Annotated in this window: 26 protein-coding genes; 14 read left to right on the forward strand and 12 right to left on the reverse strand. The window is 45.6% G+C overall.

Annotated elements, in window-relative coordinates:
• Positions 1-231: 231 nt before the first annotated feature.
• Positions 232-1,140: a Rossmann-like and DUF2520 domain-containing protein gene (locus tag BHC43_RS00005; RefSeq protein WP_100156095.1), complete on the reverse strand. Its 909-nt coding sequence runs from the start codon at positions 1,138-1,140 to the stop codon at positions 232-234.
• A 134-nt stretch (positions 1,141-1,274) separates the two neighbouring features.
• On the opposite strand from BHC43_RS00005, the gene minC reads away from it, so the two are divergent.
• The 5 genes from minC to dtd all read left to right on the forward strand — a co-directional run bounded on the left by minC (position 1,275) and on the right by dtd (position 4,711).
• Positions 1,275-2,015 carry a septum site-determining protein MinC gene (gene minC, locus BHC43_RS00010; protein WP_100140916.1) on the forward strand — a complete coding sequence of 247 codons (741 nt, stop codon included), beginning with the start codon at positions 1,275-1,277 and terminating at the stop codon, positions 2,013-2,015.
• Positions 2,016-2,096: 81 nt separating this feature from the next.
• Positions 2,097-2,912, forward strand: coding sequence for a septum site-determining protein MinD (gene minD, locus BHC43_RS00015; RefSeq protein ID WP_100140915.1), 816 nt, complete (start codon positions 2,097-2,099; stop codon positions 2,910-2,912).
• 3 nt (positions 2,913-2,915) lie between these two features.
• Entirely contained in the window at positions 2,916-3,185 is a 270-nt protein-coding gene (gene minE, locus BHC43_RS00020; RefSeq protein WP_100140914.1) for a cell division topological specificity factor MinE, read from the forward strand.
• The gene (locus BHC43_RS00025; protein WP_100140913.1) at positions 3,182-4,108 is read left to right on the forward strand and encodes a hydrogen peroxide-inducible genes activator; all 927 of its coding nucleotides are present in this window, start codon (positions 3,182-3,184) and stop codon (positions 4,106-4,108) included. The genes minE and BHC43_RS00025 overlap by 4 nt, the downstream gene beginning before the upstream one ends.
• Positions 4,109-4,276: 168 nt before the next feature.
• The gene (gene dtd, locus BHC43_RS00030; protein WP_100156096.1) at positions 4,277-4,711 is read left to right on the forward strand and encodes a D-aminoacyl-tRNA deacylase; all 435 of its coding nucleotides are present in this window, start codon (positions 4,277-4,279) and stop codon (positions 4,709-4,711) included.
• A gap of 43 nt (positions 4,712-4,754) precedes the next feature.
• Here dtd and BHC43_RS00035 read toward each other — a convergent pair whose 3' ends face one another.
• From BHC43_RS00035 to BHC43_RS00050, 4 genes are all read right to left on the reverse strand, one after another.
• Entirely contained in the window at positions 4,755-5,345 is a 591-nt protein-coding gene (locus BHC43_RS00035) for a hypothetical protein (RefSeq protein ID WP_100156097.1), read from the reverse strand.
• Positions 5,346-5,639: 294 nt separating this feature from the next.
• Positions 5,640-6,200, reverse strand: a complete 561-nt coding sequence (locus BHC43_RS00040; RefSeq protein ID WP_100156098.1) for a DNA-3-methyladenine glycosylase I — start codon at positions 6,198-6,200, stop codon at positions 5,640-5,642.
• Positions 6,201-6,253: 53 nt separating this feature from the next.
• Entirely contained in the window at positions 6,254-6,820 is a 567-nt protein-coding gene (locus BHC43_RS00045; protein ID WP_100156117.1) for a TMEM165/GDT1 family protein, read from the reverse strand.
• Between the two features lie 320 nt (positions 6,821-7,140).
• Positions 7,141-8,598 (reverse strand): DASS family sodium-coupled anion symporter, encoded by a 1,458-nt coding sequence (locus BHC43_RS00050; protein WP_100140921.1) that lies wholly within the window; start codon positions 8,596-8,598, stop codon positions 7,141-7,143.
• 395 nt (positions 8,599-8,993) lie between these two features.
• On the opposite strand from BHC43_RS00050, the gene dnaK reads away from it, so the two are divergent.
• The 4 genes from dnaK (at position 8,994) to BHC43_RS00065 (ending at position 15,166) form a co-directional block, all read left to right on the forward strand.
• Positions 8,994-10,928, forward strand: a complete 1,935-nt coding sequence (dnaK, locus tag BHC43_RS00055) for a molecular chaperone DnaK (protein ID WP_100156099.1) — start codon at positions 8,994-8,996, stop codon at positions 10,926-10,928.
• A 304-nt stretch (positions 10,929-11,232) separates the two neighbouring features.
• A complete protein-coding gene (locus BHC43_RS10620) occupies positions 11,233-11,406 on the forward strand; it encodes a hypothetical protein (RefSeq protein WP_180295819.1) in 174 nt (57 codons plus the stop codon).
• 132 nt (positions 11,407-11,538) lie between these two features.
• Positions 11,539-12,708, forward strand: a complete 1,170-nt coding sequence (locus BHC43_RS00060) for an alpha-hydroxy acid oxidase (RefSeq protein ID WP_100140908.1) — start codon at positions 11,539-11,541, stop codon at positions 12,706-12,708.
• A 178-nt stretch (positions 12,709-12,886) separates the two neighbouring features.
• On the forward strand, positions 12,887-15,166 hold the full coding sequence (locus BHC43_RS00065) for a Tex family protein (protein WP_100156100.1): 2,280 nt from the start codon (positions 12,887-12,889) through the stop codon (positions 15,164-15,166).
• Positions 15,167-15,251: 85 nt separating this feature from the next.
• Here the strand turns inward: BHC43_RS00065 and BHC43_RS00070 are convergent, their stop codons facing one another.
• Entirely contained in the window at positions 15,252-15,686 is a 435-nt protein-coding gene (locus BHC43_RS00070) for a hypothetical protein (protein ID WP_100156101.1), read from the reverse strand.
• A 107-nt stretch (positions 15,687-15,793) separates the two neighbouring features.
• Positions 15,794-16,495 carry an acetolactate decarboxylase gene (gene budA / locus BHC43_RS00075; protein WP_100156102.1) on the reverse strand — a complete coding sequence of 234 codons (702 nt, stop codon included), beginning with the start codon at positions 16,493-16,495 and terminating at the stop codon, positions 15,794-15,796.
• A 625-nt stretch (positions 16,496-17,120) separates the two neighbouring features.
• Here budA and BHC43_RS00085 point away from each other — a divergent pair.
• The 5 genes from BHC43_RS00085 (at position 17,121) to BHC43_RS00105 (ending at position 20,222) form a co-directional block, all read left to right on the forward strand.
• Positions 17,121-17,444 (forward strand): YnfA family protein, encoded by a 324-nt coding sequence (locus BHC43_RS00085; RefSeq protein ID WP_100151619.1) that lies wholly within the window; start codon positions 17,121-17,123, stop codon positions 17,442-17,444.
• Positions 17,445-17,563: 119 nt separating this feature from the next.
• On the forward strand, positions 17,564-18,724 hold the full coding sequence (locus tag BHC43_RS00090; RefSeq protein ID WP_100156103.1) for an MFS transporter: 1,161 nt from the start codon (positions 17,564-17,566) through the stop codon (positions 18,722-18,724).
• A gap of 14 nt (positions 18,725-18,738) precedes the next feature.
• The gene (locus BHC43_RS00095) at positions 18,739-18,948 is read left to right on the forward strand and encodes a cyanate hydratase (protein ID WP_218966434.1); all 210 of its coding nucleotides are present in this window, start codon (positions 18,739-18,741) and stop codon (positions 18,946-18,948) included.
• A gap of 26 nt (positions 18,949-18,974) precedes the next feature.
• Positions 18,975-19,568, forward strand: coding sequence for a uracil-DNA glycosylase family protein (locus BHC43_RS00100; protein WP_100140920.1), 594 nt, complete (start codon positions 18,975-18,977; stop codon positions 19,566-19,568).
• A 24-nt stretch (positions 19,569-19,592) separates the two neighbouring features.
• Entirely contained in the window at positions 19,593-20,222 is a 630-nt protein-coding gene (locus BHC43_RS00105; protein ID WP_100156104.1) for an NAD(P)-dependent oxidoreductase, read from the forward strand.
• Between the two features lie 80 nt (positions 20,223-20,302).
• Here the strand turns inward: BHC43_RS00105 and BHC43_RS00110 are convergent, their stop codons facing one another.
• The 5 genes from BHC43_RS00110 to BHC43_RS00130 all read right to left on the reverse strand — a co-directional run bounded on the left by BHC43_RS00110 (position 20,303) and on the right by BHC43_RS00130 (position 26,313).
• Positions 20,303-21,187, reverse strand: a complete 885-nt coding sequence (locus BHC43_RS00110; RefSeq protein WP_100156118.1) for a lipid A biosynthesis lauroyl acyltransferase — start codon at positions 21,185-21,187, stop codon at positions 20,303-20,305.
• A 198-nt stretch (positions 21,188-21,385) separates the two neighbouring features.
• The gene (locus BHC43_RS00115) at positions 21,386-22,915 is read right to left on the reverse strand and encodes a DHA2 family efflux MFS transporter permease subunit (RefSeq protein ID WP_100140899.1); all 1,530 of its coding nucleotides are present in this window, start codon (positions 22,913-22,915) and stop codon (positions 21,386-21,388) included.
• Positions 22,916-23,119: 204 nt separating this feature from the next.
• On the reverse strand, positions 23,120-24,316 hold the full coding sequence (locus BHC43_RS00120; RefSeq protein ID WP_100156105.1) for an efflux RND transporter periplasmic adaptor subunit: 1,197 nt from the start codon (positions 24,314-24,316) through the stop codon (positions 23,120-23,122).
• A gap of 38 nt (positions 24,317-24,354) precedes the next feature.
• Complete coding sequence (locus tag BHC43_RS00125; RefSeq protein ID WP_100156106.1) at positions 24,355-25,800, reverse strand: efflux transporter outer membrane subunit; 1,446 nt, start codon at positions 25,798-25,800, stop codon at positions 24,355-24,357.
• An 18-nt stretch (positions 25,801-25,818) separates the two neighbouring features.
• On the reverse strand, positions 25,819-26,313 hold the full coding sequence (locus tag BHC43_RS00130) for a MarR family winged helix-turn-helix transcriptional regulator (RefSeq protein WP_100140896.1): 495 nt from the start codon (positions 26,311-26,313) through the stop codon (positions 25,819-25,821).
• Between the last annotated feature and the right edge of the window lie 100 nt (positions 26,314-26,413).

Below are 26,413 nucleotides of genomic sequence, written 5' to 3' on the forward strand. Positions count from 1 at the left end.
AGCGTTGCTTTCGACTGCGTTCTACTTTAAACTGTTTCGTTCGTTTCGGCTCGCGTCTCAGCGAAGAAGGCGAACTATACGCCCCTGCATACACCCTGTCAACTACTTCCTCCGCTTATTTTTGTCCAATCCACCAAATCGCTGTTTTAATAAGTTTTATTTTTTAGCGTCATCTGCTCCGTTTGGACCTTCTATAATTATTACACTCTATATTTCCACTTCTTATGACTCTTAATCTTGCTTCGTTTGCGTTGGTGAGATGATTTGTAATATTTGCTGACGCTTGTCTTGGCTTAATTTGGTCAAATTTAATGTCTGCTTGGCGAGTACGCTATATATCTCCTGCTCTGTTGTGTTTAATGCCTGCCAATGTTTTGCGATTGTGGTGCTATCGCCACGTTTTATTGGCCCTGTAAGGGCTTCTTCCAGAACCATTGTTTGTAGTTGGTTTAGATTTTGCTGCATGAGCTGGTTTACGAGTTGTTCAGCTAGGCTTTTCGGTATAGACAAAGAAGTAAGTATATTACGTGCATATGCATTTAGGGTAACTAGAAAATTGGCACTGGCTGATAGTGCGGTGTGATAGCGGCTTTTCTGGTTTGCATCAATAATAAAGCTATTTAATTTTGCAGCCTGAGCCAGTTGTTGCAGTATAGGTAAAGCAACTTTATCGCCTTCTATGGCGCACATGTGTCCGGCTAATTGATTTAAGGCTATTTCGATTGAGGCAAAAGGAAATACCGGATGCAGGGAGCCTGCCAGTACTTTATTTTGGTTTGATTTTAATATTTTGCTGTCTAATGCACCGCTTAGATGAATAACTAATGAATTGCGTGTTAGGCAATGATTTTGTTGAATTTGCCAGCTTATTTTTTCGATAGCCTGATCGCTGACACCTATAACATAAATATCAGCTGGCGGTAGATTGTTCAATTCTTTGCATAGTTGAATAGAAGGTATATGGTTTTTAAGATTTTGCGCTGTGATGAAGCTGCGGTTCCATGCTGCCTGTATATTTATTTGTTTGCTCTGATGCCAGATGATGGCGAGGCTGGAGGCTACTTTACCGGTACCGATGATATTTACACGCAGTTGGGATGACATATTGAGTTGTGGTTGGATGGTGGAGATATTGGTCATTATGGGTTTTATAGGGTTGATTAGGTAATTATTTTGCTGAAGGATATGAGTTGTAATTGAAGCCGCTTAACCAAAACGGTACACTTCGGTACTTACTCTTTATTCTAATCATAATTTTTTGGGCAAACACGTTAATGAAACCAGCTTTTAATGTGAAATCCGCGCGTCTAGATACTTTGTCGGTACAGTTGCTGACGGATGATCTGACTTTGATTAACCATGAATTGAAGCAACGTGCAGAGCGTTTTGGTAATTTGCGTAATATGCCTTTTACACTTGATCTGCACAATCTTGCCAATCCGGCAACACTGGACTTGGCTAAAATTGTGGCACTGTTTTCACGTTATCATTTGCGTATTATTGCTATCCGTCATTCTGATGCAGCCTGGGTCAGTTTAGCCAAACAACATAATATAGCTTTCAGTATTTTACCGGAAGAACAGGCTAACAATAGGGTTAAAGCTGTGGCTGATGCGCTGGATCAGCCTTCTGCCGAAGTTAATGACAAAAATAATTCTTCAGTTGCTGCAAGTGCTCTGCCTACGTTGGTCATTGATCGCACCATAAGAACTGGTCAGCAAGTATATGCGGAAAAATCAGATTTGATTGTTCTGGGTTTGGTCAGTGAAGGGGCGGAAATCATTGCTGACGGCAATATTCATATTTATGGTCCTCTACGCGGACGAGCTCTGGCCGGTGCTGCAGGGAATAAGGAAACACGTATTTTTGCTCAGTCTATGCAAGCTGAGCTGGTATCTGTGGCCGGTATTTATCGTATTTTTGACCAGCAGTTGCCGGCGCATCTTGATCGCCATCCGGTACAGATTTTCCTGCAAAATGACCGGCTGGTACTGAGTGCGATTCAGGCGCATTAGTTAATTCAGGAACACGCATCGGTGTGTGGCTGATTTGTGAATGTTTTGTAGATTCGTTTATATAACAAAAGGAATTTAATTGTGGCAAAGATTATTGTGGTGACGTCAGGTAAGGGTGGCGTGGGTAAAACCACGACCAGTGCCAGTATTGCAACTGGTCTGGCTTTAGCCGGTCATAAAACTGCGGTAATTGATTTTGATGTGGGTTTGCGTAATCTGGATTTGATTATGGGTTGTGAGCGCCGAGTGGTGTATGACCTAATTAATGTTATTCAGGATGAAGCTACGCTGAATCAGGCATTAATCAAGGATAAACACTGTGATAATCTTTATGTGTTACCTGCTTCGCAAACTCGTGATAAAGATGCACTGACCCGAGATGGGGTGGAAAAGGTGCTGAAGGATTTAACGACGAAGATGGGTTTCGAATATGTGGTTTGTGATTCACCGGCAGGCATTGAGCAAGGTGCGTTGATGGCCTTGTATTTTGCGGATGAGGCAATTGTGACCACTAACCCAGAAATCTCCAGTGTACGCGATTCCGACCGTATTCTGGGTATTTTGTCGAGCAAATCCAGACGAGCTGAAACCAACAGTGAACCGGTAAAAGAACATTTGCTGATTACGCGCTATTCACCTGAACGTGTAGACAAAGGTGAGATGCTGTCTGTACAAGATATTCAGGATATTTTACGTATTCCACTGATTGGTGTGATTCCAGAATCCCAGAACGTGTTGCAGGCTTCTAATTCTGGCACGCCGGTAATTTTGCAGGAAAATTCGGTAGTAGCGGAAGCTTATAAAGATGTTGTTGCGCGCCTGCTGGGTGAAGACCGTCCAATCCGTTTTGTGGATGCTGAGAAAAAAGGCTTTCTCAAGCGCCTGTTCGGAGGTTAAGACATGTCTATAATGGATTTTCTTTTTGGCAAAAAGCAGCAATCCGCTCAGACAGCGCGTGACCGTTTGCAGATTATTATTGCGCAGGAACGCGCTACTCAGACTCCGGATTATTTGCCTACGCTGCAAAAGGAACTGTTGCAAGTACTTTCAAAGTATGTCCATGTTTCTTTAGACGATATTCATATTTCTCAAGAAAAGAAAGATGGTATGGATGTCTTGGCACTTAATATTACTTTACCGGAAACAGGAAAGAAAAAGGCCAGTGAATGACGCTGACTGAATTGCGCTATATTGTGGCTGTTGCTCAGGAAAAACATTTTGGGCGTGCTGCCCAGCGATGTTTTGTGAGCCAGCCTACTTTATCTATTGCAATTAAGAAACTGGAAGAAGAGCTGGGGCTGACTTTATTTGACCGCAGCAGTAATGAGGTAATGACAACTGATGCTGGTCAGCGCATTGTGCTTCAGGCTCGCCGTGTGCTTGAGGAGGCTGACCGCATTAAGTTGATGGCCAATCAGGAGCAAAGTGAGCTTGAAGGAATTTTCAAGCTAGGGCTGATATTCACTATTGCTCCCTATTTGCTGCCAAAGCTGATTTTATCTCTACGTCAGCTGGCGCCAGAAATGCCTTTACAGCTGGATGAAAATTATACGGATGTTTTAAAAGAATCGCTTAAGCGAGGCGATCTGGATGCGATTGTTGTTGCAGAACCGTTTCAGGAAAACGGTTTGCAAACGATACCGCTTTATGATGAACCCTTTTTTGTTATTGTACCTAAGGGTCATGCATTTGAGCATTTGGACGAGGTAACGCCGAAACAGCTGGGTGAGGAACGGGTGTTGCTGCTGACTGAGGGTAACTGTATGCGTGATAATGTGCTGGATAGTTGTCAGGAACTGGCTTCGCGCCAGAAAATTCTGGGACTATCGAACAGTATTCAGGGCAGCTCTATTAATACCATCCGGCATATGGTGGCCAGCGGTTTGGGTATCAGTGTGATGCCAGCGACTGCTTTAACGGATAATGATCATTTATTATTCAGTATTATTCCGTTTTCAAAACCGACACCTGAGCGAAGAGTGGTACTGGCTTCGCGTCGAAATTTTGTCCGGCCTAAGGCTTTACGTATTATCAAGTCAGCTATCTTGTCTTCGCAGTTAACCGGCGTAAAGTTTATCCATGATGTGGATTAATATTTCGCTTTTCTGAAAAACGTCTGTGTCTAAGCAGACGTTTTTTCATTAGTCAGTTTGATTATCAGTCTTTTTCGAAAATGGATAATTTGGTCTATAGCTATGTTTTTTTTAGCAGATAAACCTGATGCGTTTGAAAGAGACATTTAGATTTTAAAGGAATTGTAAATGATTGCTTTAATACAACGTGTTAAGCAAGCTAATGTGGAAGTAAATGGCGAAACAGTTGGTCAGATAAAACAGGGATTACTGATTTTATTAGGTGTTGAACAGGAAGACGATGCACAAAAGGCTGAACGTCTTTGCGATAAGGTACTTGGTTATCGTGTTTTCAGTGATCAGGATAATAAAATGAATCTGAATGTTAGGCAGATAGACGGGCAAGTATTGGTGGTATCACAATTTACACTGGCTGCAGATACTAAAAAAGGCACCAGACCTAGCTTTACTAAAGGTGCTGCGCCGGCTGCAGCGGAACGCTTGTATAATTATTTCGTTGAATTGTGTCAAAGAAAGATTTCTACTGAAAACGGTATTTTTGCAGCCAATATGCAGGTCTCTTTAATAAATGATGGACCGGTAACTTTCTGGCTTCAGGTTTGATAATTTTCTACGATTGTTTTTGCTATTTTGTAATCAGTGATATTTAATACCGGTTTAATTCCTGCCTGAGTACGCGGATATTGGCCTGCCTATCATTAACATTCTGCTGCCAACGCTGAATCTGAACAGCGATACCTTGTTTTTGCGCTTGACGCAGTTGCTGTTGTGCAGCAGCCAGCGCCCGCTGTTCACTGACGATATCACGTTGTACAAGCTGTTTTGGTGTTGGCTTGGGTACGATGATTATTTTGGCTGGGACGGTAGATTGGTTATTTTTGATTTTAGGTGATGCTTCTGACTTCGGCATTTGCTGACGCAGTAGAATGCCGATTTTAGGAGCTGGCGGGGTTTTCATTAGGTCGCCATCACGTCCGAATTCAGCGCTGTACCATAACCGCTGTAACTGTTCTAAACCAGGTGCATTCTGATTTTCTAATGAATATTTTTTTAAATTGTCACCATCGGTAGGCGGATGTTTGGCTATCTGGCAGTGCACGTCTAAAGGTTTAGTTGTGTAACTGACATGGTTATTGGCCAATGGACATGCATACCATGTCACTTGTGTCGGTTCGCTAGCGGCAACATTGGCAGTTGAATTATCTTCGGCCCAAGCTAGATTTAAATATGTTGACAATAGTATGCCTAAACTGAGATGGAGGCTGAGTTTGCACTTATTTTGCATGACTAAGGCTCATTGCGTCTAATCTGAATCAAACACCCTAAACAAGTTTGTATCACATTTATTCTGCTTTTGGTATTTAATTCCAAATTATACCTGTATGGTATCTGGATATAATTTTGTGATAAATTATTGATGTATTTTTTGCTTCCTTTAATTTTATTATACCAAAAACATAATTATCGTGTTTCCTGTTGTGGTGAAATCTGGTGCTTTCTGTTGTTTGATAATGTATTTGAGTAGCGTTTTTTAATGTTGGGCGCAAAAACAGCCTTGCAGATGATCATTAACTAGTCCCATTGATTGCATAAATGCATAACAAGTGGTGGGACCGACAAAACTAAAACCGCGTTTTTTCAGCGCTTTTGACATGGCCGTACTTATTTTTGTCTGAGTTGGCACTTCGGATAAATGCGAATAATGATTGATAATCGGCTGATGATTGACAAACGACCAGATAAAATTAGCAAAATCTTCTCCCTGTTCTTGCATGGAAAGATAGGCATGCGCATTATGGATAATTGCCTGTAATTTGCCCGGATGGCGTATCAGTCCCGGATTTCGGAGTAATGGCTCAATATCATTGATGGTAATAATTTTTTGCGGATTGAAATCATAAAAGCAACGCCGGTATTCAGCACGTTTTTTTAATACCGTTATCCATGATAGTCCGGCTTGCTGGCCTTCTAGACAGATTTTTTCAAACAATTTCTGGCCGTCTTTCTGCGCCTGCCCCCATTCATTATCATGGTATTGTTGATATAGTGGATCAGCGTTGACCCATTCACATCTTGTTATTTGTTTTTGCATTTTATGTTTGGCACTGGATTGAAGGAATTAATCTGTCTGAACATTTATGATATTTAGTTTAAGTATGTCTGAATGAGTGTAGCAATCCCTAATAGACAGAACAAGACGCAGGCACCTATGCGGATGCGGTTTAAGGGCAAACGTTGCATGAGCCAATTACCAAAAAATATCACTGGAACATTTGCCAACAATAAGCCTGCTGTACTGCCCATAACTACAGAAAATAAATCCCGATACTGCGCTGCCAGCAATATGGTAGCAATTTGGGTTTTATCCCCTACTTCAGCCAGAAAAAACAAAACAGATGTAGCCACAAACGGCCCGTAGCGCATGAATCGGGTATCTACACCATCATCCTTATCTGGTTTTAATAGCCACAATCCCACGACTAGGAAACTGATACCGACTACCCAGCCCATTAACTGCGGGGTAAAAAAGCGTGCGACTTCTACACCAAACCATGCTGAAACAACATGATTGAGTAATGTGGCACATAACATACCAGCAATAATGGCATATTTACGCGCAAAGCGGGTAGCCAAAAATAATGTCAGTAATTGAGTTTTATCGCCAATCTCAGCCAAAGCAACAGGAACAACGGAAGAAAGAAAAGCATGAATCATTATTGAGATACCGTAGGCGGGCATAGACAAAAGACACGATAAAACGCCCGCCATTGCAGTTTTATCCTGTCTCAAGTCTCGTTAATCCACCATCTGGTCAGACGTTACGACCATACAGCAAATGCTGCAAATATGTTGATCGTAACCACAGGTATTGGAGATGTCACCTGTGAAACTACTCCCTTAAGGCACTGCATCATAACCGAATTCAAACGATATTAACAAGCGAATTTCTGAATTGACGCATTAAATTTGATTTCAAACAATAAAATAGGCTGCCAAACCTTTTGGCAGCCTGCTTCTGTGAAGATAATAAATTAATAGTAACCCAAAACTTTCCACCAAACTCCGCCAATTACAACGAAGATAGCAAGTTCAATCACGCTCATGATGAAACCAACTTTCCACCATTCACCCAAGGTCACAAAGCCGGAACCGAATACTACAGGTGAGGTACCGGTAGCGTAATGAGTCAGGGTCATCATAATGCTAGAAGCAGCAGCCATCATCAGCGCAAACAGCATGGGCGGCGCACCCAACGCCAGACCCGCTGAGTAGAAGGCGGCAAACATAGCGGTGATATGTGCTGTGGTGCTGGCAAACATATAATGTGCATACATATACGCCAGTAATAATAGTGCACAGGCACCCATCCAGCCCATACCCAGACTACCAATACTGCTTTCTAGTACACCTGAGAACCAAGTAATCAGTCCTAGTTTATTCAGGAACGTTGCCATCATCACCAATGCAGCAAACCAAGTGATGGTATCCCACGCACTTTTTTCTTTCAGGATGTCGTCCCAGCTCAATACGCCGGTTAAAAGAAGAAGTGACAAACCGATAAACGCGGTGGTAGTCGGATCTACTGCAAAGGATTTACCAAACAGCATGGCCGGAATACCTGCCCACAGAATCAGCAATACCGCAAAAATACCCAGCATGATTTTTTCATCACGTGTCATCGGCCCCTGTTCTTTCAAACGCTCTTTGGCAAAAGCCACTGCATTCGGAGTGTGCTTGATTTCAGGCGGATACAACCAGTAGATAATCAGCGGCATCAAGAACATCGCTACTAAACCGGGTACCAGCATGGCCAGCGCCCAAGTACCCCAAGAAAGATGAATATCGCTGTTGGTGGCTTTGGCTACCAGATCCACAATCAAAGGATTGGGTGCTGTAGCGGTAATAAACATAATTGAACTGATGGGATTAGCGTGGTAATTTACCAATGCCAGAAATTTACCCATGCGTTTTTCGGTGCCCTTTTCAGGGTCTGAATCATAGCTGGATGCTATAGATTTCATGATTGGGTGAATGATACCACCACCACGGGCTGTATTACTGGGAGTTACTGGAGCCAATAATAGTTCCACCACTGCCAGACTATAGGCCACACCCAGGGTACGTTTACCCCACAAGCCGATAAACAGGTAGCCAACACGAGCGCCCAAACCAGTTTTCAGCAAACCACGAGAAATCATGATTGCTACGCCAATCAGCCAGATAAGTGGATTACCAAAGCTGCTTAAAGCATCATTCATGGCTTTGCTGGGTGTGTCTGCAGTAACACCGGTTACGGCTACCAGCATAATAGCGATAATAGACAGCGCACCAATAGGCATAGCTTTGCCGATAATAGCTGCAATCACGCCAACAAACATAGCCAGCAAATGCCAAGCTTGAGGAGAAACCCCTTCTGGTACCGGAATGGCAAACCAGACTATCAGGCCGATTAACAGCGCTACGGCAGCGGGAATGGGCTTGAACCCAATTTTGACAGGCATACAACTTACTCCTAATCATGAAGAAATAGATACAGCCAGACAGAAATCATTAATGTCTTGAGTGATTGTAAACTCATATTGAAAAACACCGTCTGACATAGCGCAAATTAGTATCAGACGGTATTGACAAAAGCAGGATGATTTTACTGTTTAAGCCTGAATGAATATAACATACAACCATGTAAGCAAACGCTATTGATATTAAAGCAGACATTAGGGGAGCAATTATTTGGATAAAATTTGCAAAACTATGCTTGAAATCGTATCAGGTATACCCATTTACGATTCATTAGCAATAGTATAACGGTGGTTTCATACTGCCTATTTGCAACTGTAAGATTATGCTGCAAATCACGAAATTAAATAATTAGGAGATTTTAAATATGGCAAAAGTAATCGGTATTGATTTGGGTACGACCAACTCATGTGTTGCCATTTCAGAAGGTGGCCAGACAAAAGTAATTGAAAATGCGGAAGGTGCACGTACCACACCTTCTATTGTGGCTTATCTGGACGACAATGAAATTCTGGTTGGTGCACCTGCCAAACGTCAGGCAGTCACCAACCCTAAAAATACTATTTATGCAGTAAAACGTCTGATTGGACGTAAATTCGACGATGCTGAAGTACAGCGCGATATCAAATCCATGCCGTTCCAGATTGTTAAAGCCAATAACAACGATGCATGGGTGGAAGCACATGGTGAAAAACTGTCTCCTCCGCAGGTTTCTGCTGAAGTACTGCGTAAAATGAAAAAAGCAGCCGAAGATTATCTCGGTGAAAAGGTTACTGAAGCTGTTATCACTGTGCCAGCCTATTTTAACGACAGTCAGCGTCAGGCTACCAAGGATGCCGGCCGTATTGCTGGTCTGGATGTAAAACGCATTATCAACGAACCTACAGCTGCTGCTCTGGCCTTTGGTATGGACAAAGGCGAAAAAGGCGACCGTAAAATTGCCGTTTACGACTTGGGTGGCGGTACTTTCGATATTTCTATTATTGAAATTGCCGAAATTGATGGCGACAAACAGTTTGAAGTATTGGCTACCAATGGCGATACCTTCCTTGGTGGAGAAGATTTCGATCAACGTCTGATTAACTACATCATCGATGAATTCAAAAAAGATCAGGGTATCGACCTGAAAAATGATGTAATGGCATTGCAACGTCTGAAAGAAGCCGCTGAAAAAGCCAAAATTGAACTTTCCAGTGGACAACAAACTGAAATCAACCTGCCTTACATCACCATGGATGCGACTGGCCCGAAACATCTGGCCATGAAAATCACCCGTGCCAAATTTGAAAGTCTGGTTGAAGATCTGATTACCCGTTCTATCGAACCTTGCCGTACTGCCATCAAGGATGCCGGTTTAAGTGTGAACGACATTAACGATGTGATTTTGGTAGGTGGTCAGAGCCGCATGCCAAAAGTACAGGAGGCTGTAAAAGATTTCTTTGGTAAAGAACCACGTCGCGACGTTAACCCTGATGAAGCAGTGGCTGTTGGTGCAGCCATTCAAGGGGCAGTACTGGCCGGTGACCGCAGTGACGTATTGCTGCTGGACGTAACCCCGCTGTCTTTGGGTATCGAAACCATGGGCGGTGTGATGACCAAGCTCATCAACAAAAACACCACTATTCCGACCAAAGCAACTCAGACATTCTCTACTGCTGAAGATAATCAAAGTGCTGTAACCATTCATGTGTTGCAGGGTGAACGTGAACGTGCTTCTGCTAATAAGAGTCTGGGACAGTTTAATCTGGGCGACATTCCGCCGGCTCCACGCGGTGTGCCACAAGTAGAAGTGACTTTCGATATCGATGCCAACGGCATTTTGCATGTTTCTGCCAAAGATAAAGGTACAGGTAAAGAAGCTAACATTACTATTCAAGCTTCTTCTGGTTTGAGCGAAGAAGAAATCGAACGCATGGTAAAAGATGCAGAGGCCAATGCAGAAGAAGACCGCAAACTGGCTGAATTGGTAAGCAGTCGCAATCAGGCCGAAGCTCTGATTCACTCCGTGCAGAAATCTTTGAGCGAATACGGTGATAAACTTGATGCAGCTGAAAAAGAAAAAATCGAAGCAGCCATCAAGGAAGCTGAAGAAGCTGTTAAAGGTGAAGACAAAGCCGCAATTGATGCTAAATCAGAAGCACTGGGTGCAGCCAGCCAGAAGCTGGGCGAAATGATGTATGCTCAGGCTCAGGCAGAAAGCCAACAGTCAGGAGTACAAGCAGATCAGGCTCAAAGCAAAGGTAACGATGATGTTGTTGATGCTGAATTTGAAGAAGTAAAAGATAAAGAGAAAAAAGACTAAGTTTTTTCTTTAAAATAAAACCCCGCTTGTTAGCGGGGTTTTATTTTAGGCGCGTCAGGAGGAGAAAGTCTTTTTACTGAGAATAATATTGCTTATAAGCTGAATTTGGATATTAAGAGGAGTATAAATTAAGTATGCAGGCATACGTTCTGGCTACTAACAAAATGTTGCTTTACTCTTCAGATTTTGGTTAACCTAGCAAATACCCTGCGTGATTGTAAAAAAAACAGACATGTATGTGAAACGGCCGTTACAATAAGTACATTAATTATTGACTATAAATATATTTCTACCGGAGTAAAAGATGAACTTTTATATTTTGCTTATCCTGCTGGGCGTTTGCTGTGCCATTTTAACAGCCGGATTTTGCGGACGTTCTCAGCGCTGGGGCCCGTGGACTATGCTGGCAGGCATTAGCTGTCTGCTGATTCTGATTATGTTTATGATTTATAAGCTGTCCCGTGTTGTCGGTTTGTAAATTACTGGTGTTCAGTCTGTAAGATTCAGGCGAAAATTCAGGACAATAATTACATTACGTTAGAACTGATGTATAAGTTTATATTGTCCAGTTAAAATTACATTTACCAAAAATTGAAAATTAGGTATCTACATGCAAAATAAATTAAGCAAAATAACCTGTATCGAAGATTTGCGCATAGTGGCCAAGCGCAAAGTACCAAAAATGTTTTACGACTACGCCGATACTGGTTCATGGACAGAAACTACCTATCATGCCAATACCACCGATTTTCAGCCGATTAAGCTGCGTCAGCGTGTACTAACTGATATGACCGGCCGTACACTGGAAACTACCATGGTAGGGCAAAAGGTGAAAATGCCGGTTGCAATCGCTCCTACTGGCCTGACTGGTATGCAGCATGCCGACGGAGAAATTCTGGCGGCGCGCGCTGCTGAAAAATTCGGAGTTCCTTTCACTCTATCTACTATGTCCGTCTGCTCCATCGAAGATGTAGCAGAAAACACCAGCACTCCTTTCTGGTTTCAATTGTATGTAATGCGCGACCGCGAATTTATGCGCGACCTTATTCGCCGTGCTCAGGCTGCCAATTGCTCTGCTCTGGTTGTTACTGCTGATTTACAGGTAATGGGGCAGCGCCATAAAGACATTAAAAATGGCCTATCTACACCACCCAAACCCACCTTGCGCAACTGGATTAATCTGGCCACAAAACCGGAATGGTGTCTGGCTATGCTTAATACCCAACGCCGCACTTTCCGCAATATTGTTGGTCACTGTAAAGGCGTCGCTGACATGTCTTCACTGGCCTCATGGACAAGTGAACAATTCGATCCACGTCTAAGCTGGAAAGACATTGAAGAAATCAAGAATTTATGGGGCGGCAAATTGATTATCAAAGGAATACTGGATGCTGAAGATGCTGAAATGGCGGTCAAATCCGGTGCTGATGCAATCGTGGTATCTAATCATGGTGGTCGCCAGCTAGATGGCGCACCGTCTACCATTCACGCTTTACCCAATATCATCTCTGCCGTGGGCAACGACATTGAAGTATGGCTAGACAGTGGTATCCGTACAGGTCAGGATGTACTCAAGGCCATAGCCATGGGCGCCAAAGGCACACTGATCGGCCGTGCCTTTCTGTATGGTCTGGGTGCATATGGTGAAGACGGCGTGAGACGCGCTCTCGAAATCATCTACAACGAATTAGATACCACCATGGCTTTTACCGGCCACACCGATATAAAAAAAGTTAATACCGATATCCTGATACCCGGCACTTATCCTGTTGCCAGTTAATTCTGTTTATACAAGCAAGTTTCAAGGCTATTTGTCTGCGACAAATAGCCTTTTCTGCTGTTACAGATAAACCAATCTACGTTTATCACCCATTCTGCTGCCATACAAACTAGCAGCAACAGGTGACAAAGCCATAACAGGCGGCTATGCTTGCATTTTTATTGCTCTATAGGTTGTTATGAACATCACTGAGAAAATTGCTGCCGAACTGAATGTAGCTGCGGCACGAATTCAGGCTGCGATTGACCTACTGGATGATGGTGCCACTGTACCGTTTGTAGCCCGCTACCGCAAAGAGGCCACTGGAGGACTAGATGATACGCAATTGCGCACCCTTGCCGAACGCCTTCAGTACCTGCGCGAATTGCAGGAACGTAAGCAGACCGTCCTGTCCAGTATCGAAGAACAAGGCAAACTCACTGATGAGCTGCGGCAAAGTATTGCTGCAGTAGATAACAAAACCGCGCTGGAAGATATTTATCTGCCCTACAAACCCAAACGCCGTACCAAAGCACAAATTGCGCGAGAACACGGACTGGCACCACTGGCCGAAGCTTTGCTCAATCAGCCGCTGCTAAATCCAGAAACAGAGGCGCAAAACTATCTGAATGAAAATGTAGCCGATAGCAAAGCTGCGCTAGACGGTGCGCGGGCTATACTGATGGAGCAGTTTGCCGAAGATGCTACGCTAATTGGCCACCTGCGCGATAAACTGTGGCGAGAAAGTGAAATCCACGCTACCGTACTCGAAGGACAGGAAAGCGCTGGTGAAAAATTCAAAGATTATTTTAATCACCACGAACCGATACACAGCATGCCCAGCCACCGCGCACTAGCTGTTTTACGCGGACGCAACGAAGGCATACTGGCACTAAACCTAAAATATCAACCGGACGATAAACCAGTCGGCGAACAAAGTATTTACGAACAGTTGATTGCCAAGCAATTTGGTATCGCTGACAATGGCCGCCCTGCCGACCGTTGGCTGCGCGACACCGTACGCCTGAGCTGGCGCGCCAAAATCTTCCTATCGTTGGAATTGGACGCACTCAACCGACTAAAAGAAAATGCAGACCAGGCTGCCATCAGCGTATTTGCGCAAAACCTTAAGGATTTATTGCTGGCAGCTCCGGCAGGTCGCCTCACCACCATTGGCCTCGATCCCGGTATCCGTACTGGCGTTAAAGTCGCGGTAGTAGATGATACCGGCAAACTACTGGAAACTACCACTATTTATCCCCACCAGCCACGTAACGACTGGCATGGTGCCCTCAACACCCTGATGCAACTGGTTAAGCAACATCATGTACAACTGATTGCTATTGGGAATGGCACTGCCAGCCGCGAAACCGACAAATTAGCAGGCGAACTGATTCGCGCCTTGCCCGAACGCAAGCTACAAAAAATTGTCGTCTCCGAAGCTGGGGCTTCTGTCTATTCCGCTTCCGCACTGGCTGCCAAAGAGTTTCCTGAGCTGGATGTTAGCCTGCGCGGTGCCGTTTCCATTGCCCGCCGTCTACAAGACCCACTGGCCGAATTGGTGAAAATTGACCCCAAATCAATCGGTGTGGGCCAGTATCAGCATGATGTGAACCAGACCCAGCTAGCCAGAAGTCTGGATGCCGTAGTCGAAGACTGTGTGAATGCCGTTGGCGTAGATGTTAACACCGCTTCCGTAGCATTGCTGGCGCACATTTCTGGCCTCAACAGCACGCTGGCGCAGAATATTGTCACCTATCGCGACCAGAATGGCGCCTTTGCAAATCGTCGCACTCTGATGAACGTACCGCGTCTGGGCAGCAAAACTTTTGAACAGGCAGCCGGTTTTCTGAGAATTCAGGGTGGTGATGAACCACTTGACGCAAGCGCCGTGCACCCAGAAAGCTATCCCATTGTTGCCAAAATGCTCCAAACCACGCACCTGCGTGCCGAAGAACTCATTGGCAACCGCAGCGTCCTCAAAACCTTGAAACCGAGCGATTATATCGACAGCCACGTTGGTCTGCCGACCATCAACGATATTCTTGCTGAGCTAGAAAAACCTGGCCGCGACCCACGCGGCGAATTTCAGACTGCCACCTTTGCCGACGGTATTGAAGACATAACCGACCTTAAAAGCGGCATGATACTTGAAGGTGTAGTAAGCAACGTAGCTGCATTCGGTGCATTTGTTGATATCGGCGTACATCAGGACGGTCTCGTCCATGTTTCAGCACTGGCCAACCGCTATGTTGCCGACCCGCGTGACGTTGTGAAAGCCGGCGATGTGGTAAAAGTAAAAGTTGTCGAAGTCGATGTCGCACGTAAACGCATTGCTTTATCCATGCGCCTAAACGACGAAACCAAACCAGCAGCATCCAGAAGTGACCGCCCACGCAGACAACAAGACAAAACCGGACATAACAGCGGCATCACAGATAATGCCATGGCCGCAGCATTTGCCCGCCTGAAACAATAGCTGGCGCACCCATATAACCCATATAACAACAGGGGGGGGGTTGATACCCCCCCCCTTATTTTGTAGCCTAGCCAGCAATGTAGAACTAGCGACAATCTTTACCAGACAAAGTGATGCTTTGCTGTGAATGATCCTGAAACGTATACACATAAACAAAATCAAATCCACCCAACAGCATTCGTCTTGTCAGAGGCTGACGACAGCTGTGCATAAGCTCTTTTTTCACAGAATCTACATTAAAATTATCTCGGTTACGCTTTTCGTCCAGCATTGTATATGAATAATAAATCGTGTGATTATGGCGTACAGCTGCATTAAACCTTATCTGCTTATGCTGCTGTGGCAATTTTTTTTGCAACGCCATCAGCTGCTGATCAACAGAAGTAGTTAACGCTGGGTCGATTACCAGCGGCATATGCCGCGGCTGGCTGGCAGCAGAAGCTTCCACAGCATCCACGGCTTGCTGATGGCAACCACCCAGCAGACACAGATAAAACAGCCCGCAAATTATTTTTTTCATGGTACGCTTTCTGTAGTGGCAAATTCGTTATCCGACCGTACAGGCACTAGCACCGCCTCTCCCCTATAATTGATTGGATAACGAAAAAACAGTGTAGCACGTCCGAGCTAATTTTCTACTTGCTTAATCACCTGATTTAAATCGTCCATATTTAGGTTTTTACGCAGATACTCCTCTCTCTGGGGCAATGCAATTTCTATTGACTGCTTACGTTCAAACGCCAGCTCCGCTTTGGCAGCACGAAAATCAATTACATGTCCACCTAACTTGCGTGTGGTATCAATAAAATGCAGATGGAAGCCAGCTACCGACAGCTCCTTGAAAAAATCCGGCGTCCAGAACCCAATCAGCGAACCGCTAACGGCCTCCACTGTATCCACCACCTGTTGCTCAAACACTTTAACGACTGACGGATAGGGTTTCTGCTGCGCATGTGGGCGGCGGATTTTCAGTTCATCAAAACGGGCATTGATTCTCACTGCCACAAACACATTATCCATTGGCAAATAGTTGGAGAGATGGGTATATAGATTGTCTTTACAGATATCCACCACATCTACCACCTTGTCTGGTTGAAACGTGGTAACCTGCACAAATGGCAGCAGCTCCTTATCGCCCATCACCTTTACCGCTTTATCGCCATCAGCCTCCAGAAAATCCTGATCAATAATTACCTCACCTGCTAACGCGTGCGAACAACCCAGACCAAAATCGCCATATTTTTTTACATCCCCAACCGCAAATACCCCATCGAACAAGCCTGCCATCAAAGCATTAATCGTAGAAAACTGCCGGATTTCTTTTTGCATGTATATTCTCCTGCATGATTTATTTACATCTTAATCAATTGTATTCCATTTAGCAGTATATAGCTAATATCAACCATCAAGCATTAATTGAAAAAATGAATTATCAATAAATCAATCTTCAAAGAATTGTTCCATAAGTATGCTTTCAATACTTTTCGGCAGATTAGTTTGCTTTACGAAGGGAGCAGCCATTAACAACGCTATCAAATATCAGACTACCAGCATCACAATAACAACATCACCTGCATGATTGCAAAACGCCTCTGTCCGGTATGTTTCATCGAACCAGCGGATAGAAAGTACAAATATTCAGTATTTATGAACTGGCCTCCATCAACTATGATTGTTAGCCTACACCCACTAATTTCGATACAAACATCAAAATCATCTGCAAACCACTGCTTGATCATCAGCAATTGTCCAAACACGAGCACTAGTCACCACACTCACCGGCAACCTTAACAGAAGCATTAACTGTATTTAGCCTAAACGCGCCCACAAAGCATAAACATATTGACATAATATCTTTGTCAATAATGGAAAATATTGGCGGTTTTATTTTCATAGATTATTCTTAACGAATATTGATAGTATCTGGAACAATTAATTTAATTTTGGTGTAGCAATGAAAACCTTTATTTATTTTTTTCTCGCCGCTATTGCTGAAATCAGTGGCTGTTTTTCTTTCTGGGCATGGCAACGTATGGGTAAGTCTGCATGGTGGACATTACCGGGCACGTTATCGCTGCTGCTATTTGCATGGCTGCTCACTTTGGTAGAAAGCAATATTGCCGGCCGTGCCTATGCAGTATATGGTGGTATCTACATCTGTTCATCACTGCTGTGGTCATGGATAGTAGAAAAATCCATACCAGATAAATGGGACATTAGCGGTGCACTGGTATGCCTCCTCGGCGCTGCCATGATTTTGATGGCACCACGCAGCTAAGATTGTAGTTCATAATTTATTCAGACAGATGATCCCGTAATAAAGCATGGAAAGTGACAAGTAGGCAGCCTACGTCTAAACTTGTACTTTAGCTGAACAGACAATGGCTGTAGATAATTATGCTACTAAAAAGTTTACTTTCGCTGTCATTAGGTACCTTTGCGCTGGGCATGGCAGAATTCAGTATGATGGGTATTTTGCCGGATGTAGCTGCTACTTTGCATATCAGCATTGCACAGGGCGGGCATTTTATCGCTGCTTATGCGATCGGCGTATGCTGCGGTGCATGGCTGTTGGTATTAAGTTACCGCCTACCGCCGAAAACTATTTTGCTGTCACTGTCGGTACTGATTGCCATCGGCAATCTGCTGGCATCCATTGCACCCGGCTATAACACACTGCTCGTAGCGCGTTTTATTTCCGGCCTACCGCATGGAGCATACTTTGGTATCGGCTCGATTGTTGCCACTAAACTGGCGCCACCTGGCCGTTCCGCGCAGGCTGTAGCGATGATGATTGCGGGCATGACGGTAGCCAATCTACTTGGCGTACCAGTAGGCACGTGGCTAAGTCTGCATTTAAGCTGGCGGCTGGTATTTGCTTTGGTAGCCGTGGTGGCAATTGTGCTGATTTTCACCTTACAGCGTTTTATTCCGCAGATGGAACGGCTACCTGATACCGGCATTCTAGGGCAATTCCGTTTCCTGAAATCAGCCGCACCATGGTTGATTTTGGCGGCTACCACCTTTGGTAATGGCGGCATTTTTTGCTGGTTCAGCTATATCCGTCCCTTATTAACACAGGTATCCGGTTTCAATGGCAATCAGGTCAGCCTACTAATGGTACTGGCTGGTGCCGGTATGGTAGCAGGAAACTGGTGTGGCGGCCGTCTAGCGGATCGCTATACCCCCGGCCAGGTAGCTGCCAGTTTGCAAGGGCTGGCCGCAGTGTCATTGTTACTGATTTTTGTGTGTTCTTCTGTCGGCTGGCTGTCGGCCACACTGATGTGTGTATGCACATTCTGTCTGTTTGCAGTATCAGCACCACAACAGCTCCTATTGCTGCGCTTTTCGCCCGGTGGTGCGCTACTGGGTGCAGCCAGCGTACAGATGGCGTTTAATCTTGGCAATGCCATTGGTTCATACAGTGGCGGCGTGGCCATCAGCCATCAATGGGGTTATCAGTATCCGGCACTGCTCGGGGTACCGTTAACTTTAATCGGCTGTGCCTGCCTATTGTGGTTTCACCGTCGCTACGAAAGTCAAGGACGAGCAATCTGAAGCATACGGAGGTAATGATGAGCGATACAATACCGGAAAATATCCAACAACGCCTGCAACTGGCAATTAAACATGGCAATCAGGCCGAGCAGCAGCGTCTGTGGCATGAGTACAGTAGCCTACAGGGCTTTAGCAACGAGTGGGTCATGGCAGCGCGACTGGGTCAGGACGGCTATACGGAGGAACAGGCACATATGGTAGCTTGTCTATTTGGCCGTTGTTAGCATGCACAATGACACAACTGGAATTTATGACTGAAATTATTATTGAAACCCATCCACTAGCACCGTTTCTGCCAGCCAATGCAAAGCTTCTAATGTTGGGGTCCTTTCCGCCACCGGCCACACGTTGGAAAATGGATTTTTACTATCCGAATCTGCAAAATGATATGTGGCGCATATTCGGGCTGGTGTTCTTTCAGAATAAAAATTATTTTCTTAGTAATGATCTAAAAGGCTTCAATGAGCCTTTAATTCGAGCTTTTCTTACCCAACGTGGCATTGCCATCAACGATACAGCCTATCAAATCAAGCGCCTGCATAACAATGCCGCGGATAAATTTCTCGAAGTGGTAACACCAGTGGATTTAGCGGCATTACTGGTACAGATTCCAGACTGTCGGCACATAATGACCACAGGCGACAAAGCCACCGCCACTTTATTGCAACTGCTCCCGGCAGGAACTCCGATACCAACTATCGGCCATCCCAGTGAAACCATACTAAACGGACGGCAGCTAACCCTTTCCAGACTGCCTTCTTCTTCGCGAGCTTATCCACTCGCACTAGAGCGCAAAGCACAGGTTTATCAAGATTATTTTACTAACATCGGTTTATTAAACTGATTTTTAATTTTCGGGAGAACATTAATGCATATTTTGATTTTCGGTGCCAGCGGCGGCGTGGGCAAAGCTTTGGTCGAACAGGCACTGTCAAATGGTGATGAAGTGACAGCAGCAGTTCGTTCGCAGAAGAAACTTAATATCCAACACCCTAAATTACATATTCGTCTTTGTGACGTGTTTGAGAAAGCCAATGTGGCAGCATTGTTTACAAACAACAGCCATTACGACGCAGTGGCCTCGGCGCTTAACACCAACCAAGGCATAAAGCCAGGCAATGATTTGGAACGTATGCTGAGCAATATCACCCCACAAATGCAACAGCATGGCATTAAACGCATCGTTTATTGTGCCTCCGCCGGCGTAGACAATGAACTGGAAGGTGAACGTGGACAGGCCGCAATGGAGTTTTTACGCCATCCGCTGGCTGACCATCGTGCCGCCATAGCGCAAATTCAGGCGGCCGGTTTAGACGCAACCATCGTACGCCCACTTGGCCTAACTCACGATACCCTTACCGGAAAATATACTGAGGCAGCACAGGGCATACCAGCAGGCAGTGGCCGCATAGCCCGTGCCGATGTGGCGCACTTCATGCTAAAAGCGTTACATGATAATGCCTACATCGGCCAGTCTGTTGCTTTGTCTGGCTTATGAATACAAAAACAGCTGCCCGAGCCAAGCTCAGGCAGCTGTTTTATTTTAACCAATTATCCGCCACAACAGATGGTCGGATTTTATTTGTGAATTTTTTGGTAAAACGACGCTTCACCCTCGGGGCGGGTTTTAAACCTTTTATGCAGCCAGTAATATTGTGGCGGCTGCTCTCGTACTCGTGCTTCGATAAAATCATTCATTCGTTGCGTATCGGCCACTATATCTTTACTGGGGAAATTATCCCATTGCGGATAAAACCGCAAGGTAACCTTGCCATCTGATTCCCGTGTCGGAATTGCTGGAACCACTTTAGCATTGGTTAAAGCTGCGATACGGCTCAGCCCAGCAATCGTCGCTGTGGGAATACCGAAAAAGTTTACAAAAATCGATTCTCTTCGTCCGAAATCCTGATCGGGCAAATATAAAAACGGTGCACTACTGCTTTTGATTTTTTTAATAATCGCACGCAGTCCTTCAGTGCGCCCTATCAGAAACACATTATTATAGCGATGGCGTCCCTTGAGAATCTGCTCATCCATCTGTTTATTTTTCTGATGTGAATACACACTGATTAAAGGCACATCTTGGTTGAGCGCATACACCGCCGCTTCAAACGCAGTAAAGTGCGGATAGAGTAAAATTACTTTTTCACCGGCGGCCAGCGCTTCATCAAGATAATGTTTGTCTTGATAGCGCACCAATTTTTTTAAACGCGCGGCATCACCATACCAGTACAGCCCGTATTCCAGCAGCAGCATAGACATATGATAGAAATGTTCGCGCAATACTTTACGTCGCTGCTGTTCCGTCCATTCGGGAAAACAGTGGCGCAGATTAATCAAACCAATTCGCCGCCGAGGAGCAACCGCATAATAACTCAGCCAGCCCACACAGCGTGCCAGCGCATGAATCGCCCCTAATGGCAGCAACTGCAGCACATATAAAAAAGCAAAAGCCAGTTTCATCATCATTACAATATTACCTACTGGTTTTTCAACCAGCCCAGCATTAAACGCCGTCTATTGTACACAAGCTGCCGTCAATTTACATTCACAGTTGTATCTAAGCCCTTTTTCTTATCACTCACAGCAAAACAAAACCGGTTCATAAAAACACGGCCTGTATCGCAAATACACAGGCCGTATCAGATAACCCAAGCTAGCTTAATGAGCTCCGCCACCTCCGCCACTGCCAAATGGCGGTTTAGCAAACCACACCAGCACAATCAGAACTAAAAATGTCATGCCATACAGCCAGAATAAATCATTGGCACCCATAATATGCGACTGCTGACCAATAGTCTGCTCGATTGAGCCTAATGGCTGCACCCCACTCATACCCAGCTGATTCATCCCCTGAATCGACTCATTCATAGTACTGTTATAAGGATGAATATTTTCTACCAATTGTGTATGGTGTAATGCTTCGCGTTTATCCCACAATACATTAACCATCGACGTACCAATACCGCCGGCTAAAATTCGCACAAAATTAGAAATACTGGAAGCACTGGCAATCTGCGAACCAGACATATTCGACAAAGTGATTTGGGTTAACGGCATAAAGAACATCGCCATTCCAATACCCTGCACAAACTGCGGCCAGAATACATCCATAAAACTCATACCGGCATTAAAATTAGTCCGCCAGAAGAAACAGATGGCGTAAACGGTGAAACTGATGGTCACCAATACCCGCATATCCAGCCGATTGCCAAACTTACCAATTAGCGGCGACAGCAATACTGGGAAGATACCAATCGGCGCCGTGGCCAGCCCTGCCCATGTTGCGGTATATCCTAGCTGCATCTGCAACAGCATCGGCAAGAGCACAATCGCCCCCATATACGTCATATAGGCAGTACTGAGCGTAATTACCCCTACAGTAAAATTACGGTCCTTAAACAAGCGCAAGTCTACAATCGGATACTTGGCATACCATTCCCAGATAATAAAGTAGCTCAGGCACACTACCGCAATTACCGCAAGCGTAATGATTTCATTGGATGAAAACCAGTCTAGCTCATGACCACGGTCAAGCATCATCTGCAATGCACCCACACCCACTACCATTAGCGACAGACCCATACGGTCAATAGGCTGGTGCTCAGTTTCGGTTTCACGTTTTTTGAGCATCTGCCAGGAAATACCGGCAGCCACCAAACCAATTGGTACATTAATAAAGAAAATCCAGCCCCAATGCCAGTTGTCACTGATGATACCGCCAAGAATCGGCCCAAAAATCGGCGCCACAATAATCACCATCGACCACATCGCCAACGCCATTGGGCGTTTTTCCGGCGGATAGGCAGCCATCAGCAGACTTTGTGACAGCGGAATCATCGGCCCAGCCACTGCACCCTGCACCACGCGGAAAAACACCAGCAAGGCCAAACTAGGCGCAATACCACATAAAAAAGAGGCAAGCACAAACGACAGTGTCGCCACCACAAATACTTTTACTTCACCAAAGCGTCGCGCCAGCCAGCCTGTGAGTGGTACCGAAATAGCATTGGCCACGGCAAACGCCGTAATTACCCACGTACCCTGACTATTGGCTGCACCCAAATTACCAGTAATGGTGGGCAAAGCCACATTGGCGATAGTGGAATCCAGTACCTGCATAAATACGGCTAGTGACAGCGCCACCGTAACCAGAGCAAGAGCCGGACCTTTCAAGGGAGAATGCGTCATTCAAGCAAAGCCTTAATACAAAAACCTTCTCGGTGTAGCGTCAGCTCATTTCATGCTTCATGAGCACAAATATTCCTACTCACCAGAGAAAGCTTCTGAAATTAAAATAAAATCAAGCCAAATCACCATCGCGGCAACCGCCACTGGCAAGAGAGCAATCACCCTGCGCCAGCAGCAATCGGATCATAATTAGGCAGAACAGAATTAGGGCGCGTACTGGGCAAAAATTTGCTCTATCATATTATTGATTGGCGTCCAATCAATCGCAGCCATATTGCCATTAGTAGGAATCGCCGTAGCAGCAGTTAAATCCTGACCATCCTGATTACGCGTATTCACTTCTACATCCATAGACAGACCTACCCGCAACGGATGCTCAGCCAGCTCTTTAGGTTCCAGCGCAATCCGCACCGGCACACGTTGTACAACCTTAATCCAGTTACCAGTCGCATTCTGCGCCGGTAAAAGGGAAAACGCAGCACCAGTACCGGCAGACAGACCAGCCACCTTACCGTGATAAGTCACTTTACTGCCATACACATCCGCTTTAATTTCCACCGGCTGACCAATACGTATTTTCGCCAGCTGGCTTTCCTTAAAGTTCGCATCTACCCAGACATTATTCAGTGGCACCACCGCCATCAGCGCCGCACCAGTTGCCACTTTCTGGCCTACCTGCACATTGCGTTTTGCTACCTGTCCATCCACCGGAGCCTTGATTTGCGTACGCTGTAGATCCAGCCATGCACTTTTCAGATGACTAACCGCGGTCATCACAGCTGGCTGCTGACGCAGCGGCACATTGTGGCCAAGCACAGCTTTAGCTGCATTTTCCTGCCCCTGCATGGCCTTCAGGTTTGCCTGCGCTTCCACTACCGCATCACGTGCATGGCTTAATTCTTCCGCAGAAATTGCATCGGTACCAGCCAGACTCTGGCGCCGCTGTAAATCAGCTTGCAAACGTTTTAACTGAGCCTGTTGTGCCGCCACCTGTGCACTGGCCTGATGAGACTGAGCCGTCTGCTGCTGATTCTGACGAATCGCATTAATCAGCTCATCATGCGCCCGCTCAAACGCCAGCTGCATATCACTGTTATCCAACTCTACCAACACCTGTCCTGCCTTAACAGTCTGGGTATCATCCACGTTTACCTTTTGCACCGTGCCGGTAATTTGCGGCGTAATCTGCACCAGATGGCCATTCACATATGCATCATCAGTGGATTCCTCATGCTGCCATACCAGCAGATACATCAGCAGAAAGCCCAGCGCAATCAGCACAAATACCACCGTCAGCAACACCAGCTTACGCTTGCGGCCGGCGGGCACACGTTCTGACTGCGGTTGTACCGCCGGTTGAGAGGTAGTCACTGCCTCATTGGTTTGCTTTTGTTCACTCATACGTCAATAGCTCAAGAAAATAGGAAATTAACACTCAGTTACTGATTATTGCCACTTGCAGGAATTTTAAAACCACCACCAAGCGCAGCATGCAGGTTATTCCAGCTCTGCTGCCGCCACGCAGCGGTTTTTGCTAAATCTGCCTGTGCACTTAAAGCTGCATCCTCGCGTTGCAACTTGGTAAGCGCATTCTCCAGACCAGCTGCATGGCGTCTACTGCTGGATACAGCATTTTTCTGCGCCACCTGCCACGCCTGCTGCTGTAAAGGCAAGGCTTCAGAACTACGCTGATAGTCACTGACAGCATCGGCTGCCTGCTGCAAAGCCGTCAGCACCGTTTTATCGTATTGCGCCACCTGCTCATTGTAAGCAGAACGTTTACCAGCCAAAGCAGCCTGCAAACTGCCTGACGTAAATATCGGCAACGAAATAGCCGGCACAATACCCAGCATGCGTGAAGAAGAATGCACCAAGTCAAACGCATCAACATGCGCCAAACCTGCCAGTCCTTGGATTTCTATATTCGGATAAAACGCTGCTTGTGCCGCTTTAATTCCAAAATAATCCGATTGCAGTAAAGCTCGTTGCGCCGCAATATCCGGTCGCTGCCCCAGAATATCGGCATGTAAACCATTTACCGCCACTTCTGGCACTTTCCCCAGCGGCTGCGGCACCACCGCTGGCATCTGAGCAGGTGAAACACCTATCAGCGCTGCCATACTGTGCCGGGCACGTTCGATATCCGCCTGCGTCTGGCGCAAAGCGCTTTGCATAGCCAGTACATTTTGCGACACAGCATATTCATCACTAGCTGGTTGCAGACCAGCACGAATCCGATTCGCCACCAGTTTCTGCAACGCTTGATTCACCGCAATACGCTTTTGCAACACATTAGCCTGCTCTTGCAACAACTGCCATTGCGTATATTGCGACACAATACTTTGGCTTAATAGCAACCGTGCCTGCTCTTGCTGATAAGCAGCAGCCACACGCGCACCTAGTGCTGACTTAATCAAATTACGCTGCTTACCCCAAAAATCAAAAGTATAATTAACTGCCAGCGCAGCCATTTCATTGCTAAACACATGATTCGGGTCATCACCCGCTCTGTTTGAATCTGGTTTCGGATTTAGGTAAGCGGCCACACCATTAGCCTGCAAAGCTACCTGTACACCAGCCTCCCCTTTGGTTCCACGCCATTGCGCTTCAGCCTCAGCAAAACGAGCAGCGGCAATACGTAAATCCGGCGCACTAGTAAGACCCATATCCATCAACTGATTCAATAACGGCTGATTCAGACCAAGCCACCAGCTCTGCTTTGACTGTATGGTTTGACCGGCTGGCAAATGCAGCTGGGCTGCATCCTGCGGACTTTGTAATTCAGGCTGGCGTCCAAAATTGGCACAGGCAGACAACAACAGCAAAGCCAGCGGGCTGACAAGAGATAACTGACGCAATCGGCGCGCAGATACAGTTAATTTCATGCAAATCTCAGCAAAAAGTTAAGCAGCAGTTAATAACTTTGTTAAAAGCTGCTGCAATTGTTCATATTCTGGTTCACTCAAGGCTGACCATACCCTCCGGTGCACCTCATTGGTTTCCGGACTGACACGCTGAATCAAATCCTCACCAGCCTTGGTTAATTTCAGCGTAATTTTGCGTCGATCTAAAGGGTGAGTTGAACGAGTAGCCCAGCCATTCACAACAAGATCATCAGATAAACGCGTAGCACTAGTACGGGTGAGATTAAGAATATTACTTAGTTCCGAAGGTAAAATCTCATGATTTGGCCGCGCATACACAGCCAGCAGCGCATGCCACAAGCTTTCGGACAAATGGTGTTTATGCAAACGCTCATTCAGCTGATTGTGAATCGTCGCATGCACCAAACGCACCAGACGGCTTAGCATCACCAGCTGAACATTCATGCTCGGCATTTTCACTGCCAGCACCCCCAAAGTAGCTTCCAGTTCGGCAGCAGGAAGAGAAAAACCCATTTCAGAGCACCTCAAAGTCCATAAAATAAGCCATTATAATAAATTTATCACTTATTATAAATGGAGCTTATAGTTTGGCAGAGAATATTCCAACCCCAAA

It is taken from the genome of Snodgrassella alvi (assembly GCF_002777855.1).
Lineage (GTDB): Bacteria > Pseudomonadota > Gammaproteobacteria > Burkholderiales > Neisseriaceae > Snodgrassella > Snodgrassella alvi_E.